The organism is Psychrobacter sp. JB385, assembly GCF_900163785.1.
In the GTDB taxonomy this organism is placed as follows: Bacteria; Pseudomonadota; Gammaproteobacteria; order Pseudomonadales; family Moraxellaceae; genus Psychrobacter.
The window spans coordinates 118,281-134,114 of sequence record NZ_FUKN01000005.1 but is presented as its reverse complement, the minus strand read 5'-3'; the positions used below and the strand labels follow the sequence as shown (position 1 = coordinate 134,114).

The window sequence follows — 15,834 nt, the reverse complement described above, 5'->3', positions numbered from 1 at the left end:
CAAATCGCTGCTAAGCTTACCAGCTGTCGTTATCTCTGCCTATTATAAATACGTTATTTTTATAAGATTCAGCGACTCATTTACGAGCTTACTATTTAAAATAAGCTAACATGATATGATAATCTTGCTGTGCTAGCCAATAATCAAAAAATAAGCAGTTCTTTTACTATTAATTAAATCAATACCAATCAAAGCAATGGAATATTTATGAGTCAGTCGCAAACCTATGATGAGAGCAATGTGAACCCATTAGATCCAAACTGGCGCAATGATGCCTTAGATTTAGGGCTTGATTATGGCATGCAAACCATTGCTGTACGAGCAGGGCAACATCGCACGGATGAAGGCGAACACTCAGAACCTATTTTTACCACCAGCTCTTATGTCTACCAATCCGCGGCTGATGCCGCAGCACATTTTGATGGTACCAAAACAGGTAATGTCTATTCACGCCATACCAATCCAAGCGTTCGTACCTTTGAGCGCCGTCTTGCCGCGCTCGAAAATGGTGAGCGCGCCGTAGCGACAGCGTCGGGTATGGGTGCGATTTTGACCATGTGCTTGGCGTACCTAAAAGCGGGCGATCATCTACTGGCAGCCAATCAGCTCTTTGGCTCATCTATCGGACTATTTAATAACTATATGGCCAAGTATGGCGTTGAGGTAAGCTACGTTGATTGCTTCGATAATGACGCATGGGCAAAGGCCGTCCAGCCCAACACCAAAGTGATCTATTGTGAAAGCCCAAGCAATCCGCTAGCTCAGATTTGTGACATCGGTTATTTGAGTGAGCTATGTAAAGCCAATGACATACTATTGGTCGTGGATAATTGTTTTGCGACGCCAGCGCTACAACGCCCGCTAGACTTGGGTGCTGATGTGGTTATTCATTCTGCAACCAAATATTTGGATGGACAAGGTCGCGTGCTTGGCGGCGCTTTGGTTGGTAGCGACAAATTGATGCAAGAAGCGTTTACAGTAGTGCGCTCAGGCGGTATTAGCATGAGTCCCTTTAATGCTTGGGTCTTTACCAAAGGTCTTGAGACACTCAAATTGCGTATGAACGCCCATTGCGCCAACGCCAATCAAGTGGCGACGTTTTTGGTCAATCATCCCAATGTCAGTAAAGTGCATTTTTCTGGTCTTAGCGATCATCCAGCTCATGAGCTTGCAACCCGCCAGCATCATATGAAAGATGGCTATGGTGCTATCATGGGGTTTGAAGTAAAGGCCTCTGATAGCCGTGATCCAAAGGCCGCTGCGTGGCATGTGATTGATTCCACACAAATGGTCTCTATCACCAATAATTTAGGCGATGCCAAAACCACAATCACCCATCCAGCAACAACCACGCACTTTCGTCTTACAGCGCAAGAGCGTGCAGAGGCTGGCGTCAATGATGGTTTGATTCGTCTGTCAGTGGGCTTAGAAGACGTAGAAGATATTATCAAAGATTTGGCGTGTGGTTTAGACAGTTTATAAAGATAACGGTATAATCACTGTCAGCGCATGCACGTTACGTTATAGTCAATATTAACCAAAATACATACCGAGCATTATAGTGTGTGACTGAGACAATTTTTTGCTTGCTGTGTCTTCGCTGACGGAGACGATAAACAAAGGCTACAAAAGATTTGCGCTAGTTCCACTGTATTTTTTTATATTGAACCGACTATATTACTTATTACTATAAAAGAAAGAGGCAGTTATGAACATTCAAGCATTGATGCAACAAGCCCAAACGATGCAAAAGAAAGTAGAAGCCAACGTAGAAAACGCCAAAAAAGAACTGGCCAACAAAGAAGTGCAAGCAGAAGCAGGCAGTGGTCTGGTAAAGGTCACTATGACTGGTCGTCATGTGGTTAAGCGTCTGAGCATTGATCCAAGCTTGCTAGAAGATGAGCCAGACATGATCGAAGATTTGATCGCGGCCGCTATCAATGATGCAGTTCGTCAAGCCGATGAGCTATACGAAGAAACCATGGCTGGCGCGACCTCAGGTATGGGTCTGCCACCAGGTATGCAAGGCATGTTTTAAGCATTAAATACTTCATGCTAAAGACAAAATGGGGTTGTTATCGACATGATACGACCCCATTTTTATAGCTATGGTTTACAAATAAAGGAAGTAACTTTGCTGACAGCCAAATTTGATTTGCTGGTCAAACAGCTACGTGTGTTGCCGGGTGTGGGTCAAAAGAGTGCCCAACGTATGGCGCTGCATTTGCTCACCAAAAAACGCCCCCAAGGAATGGCACTGGCTCATGCCTTAGACGAGGCAATGCGTGACATCGTAGAATGTCAGCGTTGTCATAGTTTTAGCGATGAAGCGGTGTGTCCACTCTGCCAAGACCCTAGACGTGATGATAGTTTGCTGTGCGTGGTCGAAACGGCAGCCGATGTCATGGCAATTGAGCAAACCGCAGGCTATCGTGGGCGTTATTTTGTGTTGGGCGGTCATCTATCACCCATCGATGGCATCAGTGCGGATGACTTAAACATTGATCAATTGGTTTGGCGGGTCAAGCAAGAACCAGTTGAAGAGCTGATATTGGCAACGGGTACCACTGTCGAAGGACAAACCACGGCGCATTTCATCAGCGAAGCTGTCGGACGCCACGTCAATAAAATTACCCGCCTAGCACAAGGCGTGCCGATGGGCGGTGAGCTTGAATACTTAGATAGTATGACGCTGGGTCAAGCCATGCAGAACCGCTCCTTTTTATAAAACCTAAGTATTCTATAAAATAAATCAGGCTTATTTTATAGCTCACTACGGTTATAATGACGTTATTCTTTATCCTATTTTATTAAAATACTATTGAGTGTTTTATTTTCTTTTATTTATGCAGGTATCTGCCCGTGTCCAATCATGCTGTGAACGTTTCAAACCCTCAACAAAATGCTACCAATGATCTCGCGACTGAGGATGCTTTAGCGAGCCATTCAGTCTCTTTATCCTCAGCCATAGACATCGATACATTATTAGAGACTGCTAATAATGCCGTCGTCACTTGGGTGCATGAGCAGCATCAATTGGATGAGGTCATCGAAGCATTGGCTACTTGTGGTCGCGTGGCGCTCGATACAGAGTTTATTAAGCGTGATACCTATTACCCACGCTTGGCACTGGTGCAGTTAAATACGGGCGATCATATCTATTTGCTGGATGCGCCGCAGCTGCAATTGGCTGAGCTTTGGCAAGCACTAAGTGATGTTGATGTCGCTATTTGGCATGCGTGCGGTGAAGACTTGGGTATCTTTTACCTTTTATCTGGTTGTCCACCATTGACCAATATTTTTGATACGCAGATTGCGCTGTCTTATTTGACGGGGCAATTGCAAATGGGTTATCAGCAGGCGTTGGCGGATCAGTTAGAGATACATATCGATAAAGAACAAAGTCAATCAGATTGGTTGCAGCGTCCGCTATCAGATGAGCAAAAGCAGTATGCCATTGATGATGTGCGGTTTTTGCCAGCGTTGTATTTGCAGATTGAGGACAAGCTAAAAGCGCAAGGTCTTTATGATTATGTGTGGGCTGACTGTCAGCTTTATGCCAGTGACCTATATGAGGCACAGCGTGTTGAAGATGATGCCATGTATCTATCGATGGCAGACTATCGCTATACCTCAGAGCAAATGGCCATCCTAAAAGCGATTGCTACTTGGCGAGAGGGACTGGCACGTTCGACCAATCAGCCACGTACTTTTGTCATAAAAAAACAAGCGGTGCGTGAGATTGTCACGGAAAAGCCGAACAGTATGCGAGAGCTTGCGCATAAAACCACGATGCACCGCAGTATGCTGCGTCTATATGGTGAAGAGTTACTCAAGATAGTAAGAGAGGCGAGAAGTCTACCACCTGCTGAGCATCCAGCCTGTTTATTGCCGCCTTATCGCTCAAAAAACAAAGTTTTATCAAAAGCAGTGCAGCAAGCGATTGACGATCACGCCCGTAGTATTGGCGTCCCTGCCAGTGTATTAATGCGTAAAAAGTGGCTTAGTCAGTTGTACGAAGTGGTTGCTTTTGATCAAGACATTAGTGAGCTACCGCAAGGACTAAAAGGCTGGCGCAATGACTGGGTTGTAAATACGTTAATTCCAGTCATTGAAAAGCATAAAACCGAGTTGAAGCAAGGTATGGGCATTAGATAAAAAGAAGTCGTTGTCAGCCAAGTATGCTGCATAACACGCTCTAGTGTTCAAATTCACCATTTTCCAAAAAGTAAATCACTTGTCGAGCCACTTCTTTGTCGACCAGCATGCCTGTGTGGGTGACGGGAAGGGTGATGTGGTCGTTGGCGCATTCAAGTCGTGTTTCGCTGACATAGACAGTGCCATCATGAGCACAGTTTTCTGTAGCTGCTGATTCGCCTTCTCTGTTCAGTTTGCGATTATGATATTGCAAAAAAGGTTGACCCAATCCGCGCGGTTTATCGCCTGCAATCACGCCCAGATGGATATGCTTAGGACAGGACGTCGCTGTACCATCGAGTGCATCGATATAAGAACGTCCTACAATCAAAGGACTCAGGCGCCATACGTAATCGGCGCAAACACTACCCACGTGCGGCGTGCCAAGCGTGACGCAGCGTCCAATTTGCCACTCAGGATAATTGGCCAAAAAATCACGAATAATCAATCCACCCAAGCTATGACCGACCAAATCTATTGGCTGATCGGGATGGTGGTTGGCGCTCAGCCACTCATGTAGTCGATGGCTGTTGGTTTTGATACTGTCGCGCATGCTGCGATAGCGGTATTGATGGGTGGCAAAGCCTTGCGCTTGTAAACGCTTTGCTAATGGACGCATCATCCAAGTCGTTTGATGTAGACCATGTATCAAAATCACAAGGTTTTTTCGTGTAGGCGTTTTTTGTTCCATGTCTTTTTGTTGCATAACGGTGTCCAAGTGAATAATATTATAACGTTTATCAACGCTTGTTCATCATAATGAGCGAATCAGCAGTCTGCTTATATTAGCGCTTTAGGGGTAAGAGTTGTCAAATTATCTGAATTTTTTAATCTCAATGTTAGCTATTTTTTCGCTGTCAGGTTGTACCACTTATAGAGTGGAGAAACCACCAATTGTTCAAGTAGATATGCCACAAATGACAGTAGTAAGCGAACCTATGCCAGCTAAGCCAACTCTGCAAATTGCGACTTGGTCTCCAGCTAAAACTGATGGTCGATTTGTAGCGATGACAGCTGGATACTTGACAAAATTTAATAACTGTCTTGCTTTAACTAGAGATAATGAAGAAGTAATGACACAGGACAATACTCTTTTATTAGTATTAGCGGATACTTCCTTTTCGTGGAACGCGGATAAAGAAATTTTATTATTTGAAGGCAAGTCCTACAAGATCGGCGATGAGCTTTATCTTGGTGGCGGGTCGTTTACTTATCCTAAAGGAATCCTGACAGGTGAAAATATAAAGCTTAACTGGATAGACTGTGGTTTGAATAAAGGTTGGTTAGGTGGTTAAGTCTCATTAATAATGTAAAAATTTAACAATGCACGCATAAAATAAAACCGCCAAATCAGCGATTGATTTGGCGGTTTTTTATAAAATAAATGGGCAGTTATCGAAAATGATCATTACATATAGTTTTCGATACTTGGGCAAGAGCACATAAGGTTCTTGTCACCGTACGCATCATCGACGCGTGCCACACTCGGCCAGAATTTATTGGCACGGATATAAGGTAGTGGGAACGCAGCAGTCTCACGGCTGTATGGGTGCGTCCATTCTTCACCAGTAATCATAGCGGCGGTATGCGGTGCATTGACCAATGGATTATCTTCTAGCGTCCAGTTGTCTTCGCCCGCTTTGGCTTTCATGGCTTCGGCTTTGATAGATTTTAGCGCGCTAATAAAGCGATCTAATTCTTCTTTAGACTCAGACTCGGTTGGCTCAATCATAAGCGTACCAGCAACTGGGAAACTCATCGTTGGTGAGTGGAAACCATAATCCATCAAGCGCTTAGCAATATCGCTTTCGGTGATGCCAGTTTCTTCTTTTAACGGACGAATATCGATGATACATTCGTGAGCAACGCGGCCGTTTTTGCCGGTATATAGGACAGGGTAGTGACCTTTTAACTCAGCTGCTACGTAGTTGGCATTTAACAATGCTAGCTCGGTCGCTTTTAGTAAGCCATCACGTCCCATCATAGCGATATACATCCATGAGATAGGTAAAATGCTGGCTGAACCATAAGGGGCTGCTGATACGGCTGAGCAATCTTTTTGCGCATTGTGTACAGGGCTTAGGGTATGGTTGGCCATAAAAGGTGCTAAGTGTGCTTTCATACCAATAGGGCCCATACCTGGACCACCGCCACCATGCGGGATACAGAAAGTCTTGTGTAAGTTCATGTGTAGCACATCGGCACCAACATCTGCAGGTTGCATCATGCCAACCTGAGCATTCATATTGGCACCATCCATATAGACTTGGCCGCCATGTTTATGAATTAGGTCGCAAATATGACGGATGCCTTCTTCAAATACCCCATGAGTCGATGGGTAAGTGATCATTAATGCGCCCAAACGCTCGCTGTGCTCTTCACATTTGGCGGTTAAGTCATCGATATCAACGTTGCCATTGTCATCGGTTTTTACCACGACCACTTGCATGCCCATCATCATTGCAGTAGCAGGGTTAGTGCCGTGTGCTGACATCGGAATCAAGCAAACATCACGGTTGGTTTCGCCCAATGACTCATGATAACGACGAATAGCGAGCAGACCTGCATATTCACCAGAGGCACCAGAGTTAGGCTGCATAGACACATCATCAAAACCTGTGATGGCTTTTAGCTGGTCTTGTAAGCTATCAATCATTGCGATATAACCAGTGACTTGATCGCGCGGTGCAAAAGGATGCACATTGGCAAACTCAGGCCACGTGATCGGTAGCATCTCACTGGTCGCATTGAGCTTCATGGTACAGCTACCGAGTGAAATCATACTGCGATTCATCGCCAAATCTTTGTCTTCAAGCGATTTTAAGTAGCGCAGCATTTCGTGCTCAGTGTGATGCGAGTTAAAGACTGGATGAGTCAAGATATCATCCGTGCGTAAATGTTCGCTATCAAGAGACACGCTAGCCGTTTCAGGCAAGTCGTGAGCTTTACTGACAAATAACTGCGTCAACACCTTAAAGTCTTGCTGATCACTGGTTTCACTAAAAGCAACCGCCAGTTTTTGCTCGCCCAAGCGCCATAGGTTGTAACCAAGATTGTCGGCATTTTCAAAAATCTGTGTGGCTAGTTTCTCTGAACCACAATCCACAACAACCGTATCAAAGAACTGATCATGTACCACATTTAGGCTGCTATCATTCGCTTCTTTAATTACTGTCGCAAAAGCAGTGGCAAACGCATGGATGCGAGTCGCAATACGCTTAACCCCTTCTGGACCATGATAAACCGCATACATGCCCGCTAAGTTGGCAAGTAATACTTGTGAGGTACAGATGTTTGAGTTGGCTTTTTCGCGGCGGATATGCTGTTCACGCGTCTGTAGAGCCATACGTAGCGCTGTATTGCCTTGAGCATCTTTTGACACACCAATGATACGGCCAGGGGCAGAGCGCTTGGCTTTATCTGAAAAAGCAAAATAAGCGGCGTGTGGACCACCAAAGCCCATTGGAATACCAAAGCGCTGCGTGCTACCAAGCGCCACGTCTGCACCCATATCGGCTGGTGATTTTAGTAATACCAAGCTCATGATGTCACTGACGACGCTGACATACGTTTTGTTTTCTTTGACTGCTGCGATGACATCTGTCAGATCTTTCACGTCGCCTTCAGCGCCCACATACTGGAATAGCGCACCAAAATAATCGCCTGATTTGGCAGTGTCAAAATCACCAACCACTACGTCCCAACCAAAGTATTTGGCGCGAGTATTGATAACATCTAGCGTTTGTGGATATACGCGCTCATCAACGAAAAACTGTGTTGATTTGCTTTTGCTCACACGCTTTGACATCGCCATGGCTTCTGCTGCTGCCGTGGCTTCGTCCAGTAAGGATGCGCCAGCCATCTCAAGACCTGTCAAATCAATACATACTTGCTGGAAATTGAGTAGGGCTTCTAAGCGACCTTGAGCGATTTCCGCTTGATAAGGGGTATAAGCGGTGTACCAACCTGGATTTTCAAGTACGTTGCGCTGAATGACCGCAGGCATACGTACAGGTGAGTAGCCTTGACCAATATAGCTCTTATTAACGGTAATGTCGTCCGCCATCGTCCGCAGTTTGGCAAGCGCTGCATGTTCACTCATTGCCACAGGCAGATCCAATGCTTTGTGCAAACGTACTGGCTCAGGAACGGTGTCGTTGATGAAGCTTTCCATGTCTTTGTAGCCAACCGCGCTTAGCAAATCAGCTTGTTTGGTGTCATTTGAGCCTAAGTGGCGATAGACAAATTCAGCTTCGTTGAATAATCCTTGAAAGGTATCAAACGTAGGGTTTTGAGAGATAGTCATGACAGTCCTTGGTTAAGGGAGTAATAAATAAAGTAACTAAAAATCACGGTCTCATACACTATACATAGTGCACGAATTGGTCTTGATCAAAACGAAATTGGGTATTGTAGACACCATTATCGGCACGCTCACCAGCACCAATCATCATAATAAGATGTTGCTCGTCGCTCAGATCCAATAGCTTCTTCATGGCTGGCTCATCAAAGCCGCCCATAGCACAGCTGTCAAATCCATGTGCACGTAGCGCTAACATAAGGTTTTGCGCTGCCAGTGCTGTATTGTTGGTGGCCCAGTTTTTGGTGTCTTCAAAGGTATAATAAGGTGATTTAATCGGGCCTTTTACGCGTCGAACGACCTGAGTTGCACCCCATTTTGCGGCAGATACGACATTGGCTGGACCTCGTAAAAAATCCATCGATACCACTTTGGTATAGTAGTCTTTCACCTTTTTTGGCACAGGTTTATCAGGATATTCACGCAATATTTGCTTGGCATGATCGTGCCAAATATCGGTTCGAGCCACGACAGCGATGAGGCGAGCTGATGTTTTTGCTGCATTTTGATTCATGCAGTTTTTTACGGCCTGCTTACGGCTATCAGTACTATCAATAACATAAAACTCCCACGGCTGTAAGTTGCTAGAGTTTGGCGCTAGCATAGCCAGACGCAGACAGTCTGCTAATACGTCATCAGGTATTGGTGTGTCCGTAAAGCGACGTACTGAACGGCGCGACTCAACCACTTCACGAAACGCTTGTAATTGCGGCGTGTGGCTAGGCGTAGCAATGCTGTCTTGATGGTCAGTATTGGGGTTCATATTAGGATCCAGACTGGGGATTGGGTGCTTAACTTGAGTCATTATCGATGGCAGCTTCTTAAGAATTCTGCAAATCTGCAATCATATAGTGCGACAAGTGATCAATACGAATAAGCGGGGTAGTTATTGACAGTAATACGTTGAACAATCACTTTTTAAATAAAACATATAGATACCAGCCATCGCCAGTATCTATCATAGTAAAATATCGTATCAAGAGCTGTTTACTGCTTCATAAGAGCGATACTTGATAAGTACCGCCTTAGATCAGCACATAAAGTAGATATTACAGCTCGTTTTCGTACTCATCGGCTGTCATTAGTGCTTCATAATCAGCGATGTTGTCAGGCTTAATACGGAAGAACCAACCAGCACCATACGGATCAGAGTTGATGATTTCAGGATCGTCTTCTAAGGCTTCATTGATTTCAACCACTTCACCTGAAATGGGCGCATAAACGTCAGAAGCGGCTTTGACAGATTCAACCACTGAGATTTCATCATCAACAGCAATGATGTCACCAACCTCTGGTAATTCAACAAACACCACATCACCCAACAAGTCTTGTGCATGGTCAGTGATACCAACGGTGATGGTGCCGTCGTCTTCTAAGCGTAGCCATTCGTGGCTGGCGATATACTTCAATTCTGCTGGGATATTGCTCATGGTCTCTCTCCTAAATGATAGAGGGTAATTAACAAAAATAGTGAACACTAGCTAATGCAGGCTAATAATAGGGTTTATGATGCTTATGAGTCAAATTGCTGTTTGCCATTACGAACAAACGGCAGCTTTAGAACGCGTACATCAACGAATTTACCTTTGCCGCGTAGATCGACTTGTACGCTATCGTCATCAGATACGCTGGCAGGCACACGAGCAATGGCAATGGAGTTTTTTAGACTAGGGGAGAAGGTGCCACTGGTGATGATACCGGTTTGCTCGTTTTCTGTGCCTTGATTGATAGTCACCGTCATGCCTTCACGCAAGACGCCGCGAGTGGTCAGTAGTAAGCCAACTTGTTTCATCGCGGTATTGTCGTCTTTTGACTGCTGACGCTTGCTGACCAAGGCCGCGCGACCCACAAAATCACGATCATCTTTTAGCGCAAGCGTCCAACCCATGTTGCATTCATAAGGAGTGATGGTTTCGTCCATATCATGACCGTATAAATTCATGCCCGCTTCCATACGTAGCGTGTCACGTGCACCAAGACCGGCAGGTTTGATGCCATTGGCTTTTAATTGCTCAAAAAATGCTGGTGCATCATCGCCATGCATAATGACTTCGACGCCATCTTCGCCTGTATAGCCCGTACGTGCGACGAACCAATCAGTGCCTTCGATGTCTGTTAAGTCAGCACCAACAAAAGGTTTTAGGCCTGCTAAAGTATCAGCCCAGCTTGGTTTGGCTTGTGCCAGTTTTTCGATGGCATTGGGGCCTTGAACGGCGAGCATGGCAAGCTCTGGACGCTCAGTGATGGTAAGGTCAAAGCCTTCAGCGACTTTATGAAACTGCGCCATGTCTTTGTCACGTGTCGCCGCATTTGAAACAATACGATATTCAGCCGCATCATCATTCATAAGATAAACGATCAAATCATCGATAACACCGCCTTCCTCATTGAGCATGCCAGAATAAAGTGCTTTCCCCGTCGTTTTTAATTTATCGACGTCATTGGCCAGTAGTTTTTGTAGCCATGCTTTGGTGTTCGCGCCTTTGATATCGGTGACAACCATATGGGAGACATCAAACATACCTGCATCGGTACGGACAGCGTCATGCTCTTCAATCTGTGAACCATAATGAATAGGCAGTTCCCAACCAGAAAAATCCACCATCTTGCCTTCACTATCGACGTGAGACTGATAAAGAGGGGTGCGTTGTGGTGCCTGAGTTTGAACGTTCTGAGAATTGTCGTTTTGAATATCGGTCATAACAAATCCTTATGTGTACATCAGTCGTACTCGATTATAAGTACGGTGGCTGATGCGCATTATCATAGTAATGAGAGGCAATAGTGCAGGGTGCAAGTATCACATCAAAGGGTGGTACAGAAAATAAAGATGAAGCCGTCAGCCAAACAGACGCTGAACGCCTGTTTAAGCAAAAGCCCTATCTGTCCTGTGACCTGAGATTTTCAACACGAACCATCATCGCGGTTTTGAAGTATGAGCTTTTTAAACCCAAATGCGCGGATGTCGCGTTTTCTCCCCTTCGGTGGGTAAGGCGTCGTCGGCGCTTACCACTCTCCAGATTTGTTATGCCTGTTGTTTGTAGACGTTATGCGCGGTTGGCGACATTTGACCAAACAATAATGACATGTGTTTTTCAGTCCTTTTACCTGAGCGATTGGCAGGGTAGATGCGCCTTCGGTGGTCATGGGGTCGTTATATGAATCGTATTACCAATGCGGTTGATACGAGATATTTTTATCGTATAACTGAGCCACAAACTCTCTCCTGAAAAACGCTTTTATTATGAAAGGTTCACAGCGCTTTTACAAGTCATCCGTGGCATTAAAATAGATAATTTTAAAAAACGCTGATTTTTGTACCGATTATTTGTCAAAATCTGTCTCTCAAGTAAATGCTGTATGCCGTCGTAACTCGCCCGTTTTAAAGGGGTTCGGTATGATGCGCCGCAGTGCAAATACCGAAAGCAACTACTGGTCATTGCCCAAAATATGCTAACCTATGACGATAGTTTCTGATAGGTCATTTTTATGCATTGCGATATTTATAAATTCCCCAAACACGATGACATGTACGTCTATATTGCGCGTCCTGATTATCCAGACGACACGGAAGAGCTGAAGGATTGGCTGGGTGTGTTGCCAAAAGATTTTCGTGCAAGCCTAGGACGTAGCCAGTTTGTGATGCACTTGGATTTGGCGACTCGTCCGTCCCTTGCTCGTGTGAACAAAGAAGAAGTAGTAGCAAAATTACAGTCGCAAGGGTATTTTGTGCAGATGCCACCACAAGACGTGATGCGTCGCCAAGCAGAGCTTCGGGCGCGAGAAGCACAAGACAACATTTACGATTAATGGGGTTTTCATACGTTAGCAGACTATTCGAAAGTAGGTTCTAAAACGTCTATGAAACATACGGTCACATGCATTTGGGTAGAAAGTCGTGATAAACTAGCGCTCTATTAAGGGTGCAGGCTGGTGATATATTCGATTTTACTAATGGTATTTACTGATAGTATTTATTGATAGTAGAGCAGAGTATGTCATATATGGCTAAACGCAAAAACGTGTGGCACCATTTATAAATGCAGGTAATAAAACGCGCATGGACTGGTTAAAAAATATCGTACACAGCTTACCATTAGAAGCCATCAGTGACATTCTCGGCGAAATTGCTATTTGGTGGGGACAGCTGGTAAAAGACGTACCGCCCGCTGATTTACCCATGTATGCGTATCTTGGCGGTGTCATTATCGTGTTGGTACTGTGGTTGTTGGTCGCTCGTATGCTGCCAAAGCCATTGGGCGGTATGAGTTGGATGATACTGTTTGCGGTATTGTTGGCACCTGGCACGGCGATTGGTGATCCTAGCGTGATTGCACCAGCCAGTATTGGTGTGGTTTATGCCATTATGATGAAAGACCCCACTGGCGCAATCACCAGTATGCTGCCGATATTGGTAGTACTGGTGGTGGGCTTATTTGTTGGGTTTATTTGGCAGCTGATTCGCGGGGCATTTGAGTCCAGTTTGGACAAAGCTCGCAGTCGTACGGCAGAAGATACGCAAGCGACGATGCAATTGACCACAGGCAATTATTTAACAGAAGGCGCTACCTTGACAGAGCAGCCTAAGAGCACTGATACAATGCCTGTAACGGCAAAATCTGACACAGATATTAGCTTAAAAAAAGACAGTGCGTCAGATAAATAATCAAATATCGATTATAAGCGATAAATCAATATAGTAGGCTAAATATTGACCGTTCCAACATAAGTGCTCAAGTAAGGCTTGATGATATAAACAAAAAGACACGCATCGTGTCTTTTTTTGTGGGAGCATGTTTATTGAGTGATGAAAACAGAGCCGCTGATCACCGTCAATATTAGACTTCATTTACAATAATTGCGAACGCACGAGTATTTTGGCAATGGACAGGGCTGTGCTACTCTAAATCATTATTTATTCTCCACAGATTTACTTTATATCTTTTAATCTATAGTCAGCTCAATATAAAAAATAGACAGCGAGATTTGGATACATTTGTTGTCACCTCTGTCTGCAACAGCAGAGCAAGCAAGAAAAATTTATCTAAGCTTCGCCTTATGATGTTTTGTATTTATTTTATGCAGTATCGACTATATAACAATAACTGAGATTTGATTATGACGACTGATCACACCAAAAAAAGCTTCACAGGTACGCAAAGTTATATTGCTACGGATGATTTGCAGTTAGCAGTGAATGCGGCCATGACGTTACAAAAACCTCTACTTATCAAGGGTGAGCCGGGTACGGGTAAGACGTTATTGGCAGAAGAAGTGGCTGAGAGTTTAGGGATGCCTTTGATTACTTGGCACATCAAGTCGACGACCAAAGCCGAGCAAGGTCTATATGAATATGATGCGGTATCGCGTCTGCGTGATTCGCAGTTGGGCGATGACAAGGTTTATGAGATTGGCAATTACATCAAGCCCGGCAAACTGTGGGACGCTTTTACCAGCACTGAGCGTAGTGTACTACTCATTGATGAGATCGATAAAGCAGATATTGAGTTTCCAAATGACTTGCTGCATGAGCTCGATAAGATGTCATTTTATGTTTATGAGACGGGCGAGACCATTACGGCTGAGCAGCGTCCTGTGGTCATCATTACCTCAAACAATGAAAAAGAGCTGCCAGATGCCTTTTTACGTCGCTGTTTCTTTCATTATATTGATTTCCCAGAAGAGCAAACCATGCGCCAAATCATTGAGGTGCATTTCCCCAATATACAAGAAAAACTGGTCAATGACGCATTGGATATCTTTTATAAGCTGCGTAATATCCAAGGTCTTAAAAAGCCCCCTTCTACGTCAGAATTGGTCGATTGGCTAACGTTATTGCTTGCAGACGATATGGCACAAGCAGAGCTAGAAGAAAACTTGCGCGGTGAAAAATCTATTCCACCGTTGTATGGTGCGCTCCTAAAAAACGAAGCCGATGTGAGCTTGTTGCAGCGCTTTGCCAATATGATGCGTCGTTAAGCCCTAAAAAATTTTTGATTTGTCACCATATTCGCCAATAAGTGATGCGACTCTTATGTTTATCAAACTATTCTACACCCTACGTACTTACGGCGTACCAGTCAGTACGCGTGAGCTGCTTGATCTCAATGCCGCTTTAGACAAAGGGCTGATGATGCAGCCCCATCCTGAAAACTCAGCATTGTCTACCTTTGCGAGCCGTGAGGATATGTATCGGCTGATTCGGCTGTGTATGGTCAAAGACGAGCGTCATTTTGATAAATTTGATCGAGCGATGGCGGATTATTTTGACGGGGTAGACAGTCTTGATATGGATGAGCTGCTGGCTAAGCTGACAGACATCCCAAAAGAATGGCTTGATCTAAAGCTAGATCCAAAAAACCTAACCGAAGAGCAGCGCAGACTACTAAGAAAATACGGCTCATTAGAGGAGCTAATGAAAGCATTAGAAGAGCGCCTAAAAGAGCAAAAAGCGCGTCATCAAGGTGGGAGTAAGTGGGTAGGTACAGGTGGCACCTCACCATTTGGTGCTTATGGCGATCATCCAGAAGGCGTGCGCGTTGGCGGTGAATCTCGTAAACGCAGTGCGGCAAAGGTGTGGGAGCAGCGCAAATATCGCAATCTTGATGATGACAATCAGCTTGGTACGCGCCAGATTCAAATGGCGCTGCGCAACCTGCGTCAATTTGCGCGGACAGGCAGCGCGGATGAATTGGATATTCACGAAACCATTAAGCGCACTGCCAAAAAAGGCGTGCTTGATATTCACATGCAAGCTGAGCGTCGTAATCGCGTCAAAGTATTGATGCTATTTGATGTGGGCGGGAGTATGGATATCCATGTTGAAGCGCTTGAGAAGCTGTTTTCTGCGGCAAAAAACGAGTTTAAAACCCTAGAGTTTTTTTACTTTCACAACTGTCTGTATGATTATGTGTGGAAGGACAACAATCGTCGTCATAGTGCACCGATGCCAACGTATGAGCTGCTCAATAAATACGGCCGAGAGTATCGTATTATCTTCGTTGGGGATGCTTCAATGTCGCCTTATGAGCTGATGACGGTGGGCGGTAGCGTTGAGTATATGAATCATGAAGCAGGTATCGTCTGGCTAAAGCGTGTACTTGATCATTTTGATAAAGTGGCGTGGCTCAATCCTGAGACGCCAAGTTATTGGCAATATACCCAAACCATCATCGAAATAAAAAAACTGTTCGATAATAAAATGTATCCCATGACCTTGCATGGCGTAGAAGAGATGACCGACTATCTCGCCCGCTAGTATCAATCAAATATTTGCA

14 protein-coding genes and 2 riboswitches are annotated in these 15,834 nt (G+C 44.8%); of the genes, 9 read left to right on the top strand and 5 right to left on the bottom strand.

Annotated features, from left to right (window positions below):
* Nucleotides 1-207: 207 nt before the first annotated feature.
* The 4 genes from CZ794_RS02725 (at nucleotide 208) to CZ794_RS02710 (ending at nucleotide 4,158) form a co-directional block, all read left to right on the top strand.
* Nucleotides 208-1,482: an O-succinylhomoserine sulfhydrylase gene (locus tag CZ794_RS02725; protein WP_087040101.1), complete on the top strand. Its 1,275-nt coding sequence runs from the start codon at nucleotides 208-210 to the stop codon at nucleotides 1,480-1,482.
* Between the two features lie 226 nt (nucleotides 1,483-1,708).
* Entirely contained in the window at nucleotides 1,709-2,038 is a 330-nt protein-coding gene (locus CZ794_RS02720; protein WP_087040100.1) for a YbaB/EbfC family nucleoid-associated protein, read from the top strand.
* A 96-nt stretch (nucleotides 2,039-2,134) separates the two neighbouring features.
* Nucleotides 2,135-2,728 (top strand): recombination mediator RecR, encoded by a 594-nt coding sequence (gene recR / locus CZ794_RS02715; protein WP_087040099.1) that lies wholly within the window; start codon nucleotides 2,135-2,137, stop codon nucleotides 2,726-2,728.
* A gap of 134 nt (nucleotides 2,729-2,862) precedes the next feature.
* A complete protein-coding gene (locus CZ794_RS02710; protein WP_143515697.1) occupies nucleotides 2,863-4,158 on the top strand; it encodes an HRDC domain-containing protein in 1,296 nt (431 codons plus the stop codon).
* Nucleotides 4,159-4,198: 40 nt separating this feature from the next.
* On the opposite strand, the gene CZ794_RS02705 is transcribed toward CZ794_RS02710, so the two are convergent.
* Entirely contained in the window at nucleotides 4,199-4,903 is a 705-nt protein-coding gene (locus tag CZ794_RS02705) for a triacylglycerol lipase (RefSeq protein WP_256958842.1), read from the bottom strand.
* 100 nt (nucleotides 4,904-5,003) lie between these two features.
* On the opposite strand from CZ794_RS02705, the gene CZ794_RS02700 reads away from it, so the two are divergent.
* Nucleotides 5,004-5,492 carry a hypothetical protein gene (locus tag CZ794_RS02700; protein WP_143515696.1) on the top strand — a complete coding sequence of 163 codons (489 nt, stop codon included), beginning with the start codon at nucleotides 5,004-5,006 and terminating at the stop codon, nucleotides 5,490-5,492.
* 113 nt (nucleotides 5,493-5,605) lie between these two features.
* On the opposite strand, the gene gcvP is transcribed toward CZ794_RS02700, so the two are convergent.
* The 4 genes from gcvP to gcvT form a co-directional block, all read right to left on the bottom strand.
* Entirely contained in the window at nucleotides 5,606-8,503 is a 2,898-nt protein-coding gene (gene gcvP, locus CZ794_RS02695; protein WP_087040097.1) for an aminomethyl-transferring glycine dehydrogenase, read from the bottom strand.
* 58 nt (nucleotides 8,504-8,561) lie between these two features.
* Nucleotides 8,562-9,320, bottom strand: a complete 759-nt coding sequence (locus CZ794_RS02690; protein WP_179207226.1) for a nitroreductase family protein — start codon at nucleotides 9,318-9,320, stop codon at nucleotides 8,562-8,564.
* 286 nt (nucleotides 9,321-9,606) lie between these two features.
* Entirely contained in the window at nucleotides 9,607-9,987 is a 381-nt protein-coding gene (gcvH, locus tag CZ794_RS02685; protein ID WP_087040095.1) for a glycine cleavage system protein GcvH, read from the bottom strand.
* A gap of 83 nt (nucleotides 9,988-10,070) precedes the next feature.
* Nucleotides 10,071-11,258 carry a glycine cleavage system aminomethyltransferase GcvT gene (gene gcvT, locus CZ794_RS02680; RefSeq protein WP_087040094.1) on the bottom strand — a complete coding sequence of 396 codons (1,188 nt, stop codon included), beginning with the start codon at nucleotides 11,256-11,258 and terminating at the stop codon, nucleotides 10,071-10,073.
* Between the two features lie 172 nt (nucleotides 11,259-11,430).
* Nucleotides 11,431-11,587, bottom strand: a riboswitch (glycine riboswitch).
* A 56-nt stretch (nucleotides 11,588-11,643) separates the two neighbouring features.
* Nucleotides 11,644-11,796, bottom strand: a riboswitch (glycine riboswitch).
* Nucleotides 11,797-12,046: 250 nt separating this feature from the next.
* On the opposite strand from gcvT, the gene CZ794_RS02675 reads away from it, so the two are divergent.
* From CZ794_RS02675 to CZ794_RS02660, 4 genes are all read left to right on the top strand, one after another.
* A complete protein-coding gene (locus CZ794_RS02675; protein WP_087040093.1) occupies nucleotides 12,047-12,367 on the top strand; it encodes a YcgL domain-containing protein in 321 nt (106 codons plus the stop codon).
* A 214-nt stretch (nucleotides 12,368-12,581) separates the two neighbouring features.
* Nucleotides 12,582-13,223, top strand: a complete 642-nt coding sequence (locus CZ794_RS02670) for a hypothetical protein (RefSeq protein ID WP_256958841.1) — start codon at nucleotides 12,582-12,584, stop codon at nucleotides 13,221-13,223.
* Nucleotides 13,224-13,675: 452 nt separating this feature from the next.
* A complete protein-coding gene (locus tag CZ794_RS02665; RefSeq protein ID WP_087040092.1) occupies nucleotides 13,676-14,536 on the top strand; it encodes a MoxR family ATPase in 861 nt (286 codons plus the stop codon).
* A gap of 55 nt (nucleotides 14,537-14,591) precedes the next feature.
* A complete protein-coding gene (locus CZ794_RS02660) occupies nucleotides 14,592-15,815 on the top strand; it encodes a VWA domain-containing protein (protein WP_087040091.1) in 1,224 nt (407 codons plus the stop codon).
* The last annotated feature ends 19 nt before the right edge of the window (nucleotides 15,816-15,834 follow it).

Bases quoted from the DNA above. Each gene is read 5' to 3' on its own strand.
- CZ794_RS02665 (WP_087040092.1), top strand. From the start codon at position 13,676: ATGACGACTGATCACACCAAAAAAAGCTTCACAGGTACGCAAAGTTAT.
- CZ794_RS02720 (WP_087040100.1), top strand. From the start codon at position 1,709: ATGAACATTCAAGCATTGATGCAACAAGCCCAAACGATGCAAAAGAAA.
- CZ794_RS02690 (WP_179207226.1), bottom strand. From the start codon at position 9,320: ATGAACCCCAATACTGACCATCAAGACAGCATTGCTACGCCTAGCCAC.
- gcvH (WP_087040095.1), bottom strand. From the start codon at position 9,987: ATGAGCAATATCCCAGCAGAATTGAAGTATATCGCCAGCCACGAATGG.
- CZ794_RS02675 (WP_087040093.1), top strand. From the start codon at position 12,047: ATGCATTGCGATATTTATAAATTCCCCAAACACGATGACATGTACGTC.
- CZ794_RS02660 (WP_087040091.1), top strand. From the start codon at position 14,592: ATGTTTATCAAACTATTCTACACCCTACGTACTTACGGCGTACCAGTC.
- gcvP (WP_087040097.1), bottom strand. From the start codon at position 8,503: ATGACTATCTCTCAAAACCCTACGTTTGATACCTTTCAAGGATTATTC.
- CZ794_RS02705 (WP_256958842.1), bottom strand. From the start codon at position 4,903: ATGCAACAAAAAGACATGGAACAAAAAACGCCTACACGAAAAAACCTT.
- CZ794_RS02725 (WP_087040101.1), top strand. From the start codon at position 208: ATGAGTCAGTCGCAAACCTATGATGAGAGCAATGTGAACCCATTAGAT.
- gcvT (WP_087040094.1), bottom strand. From the start codon at position 11,258: ATGACCGATATTCAAAACGACAATTCTCAGAACGTTCAAACTCAGGCA.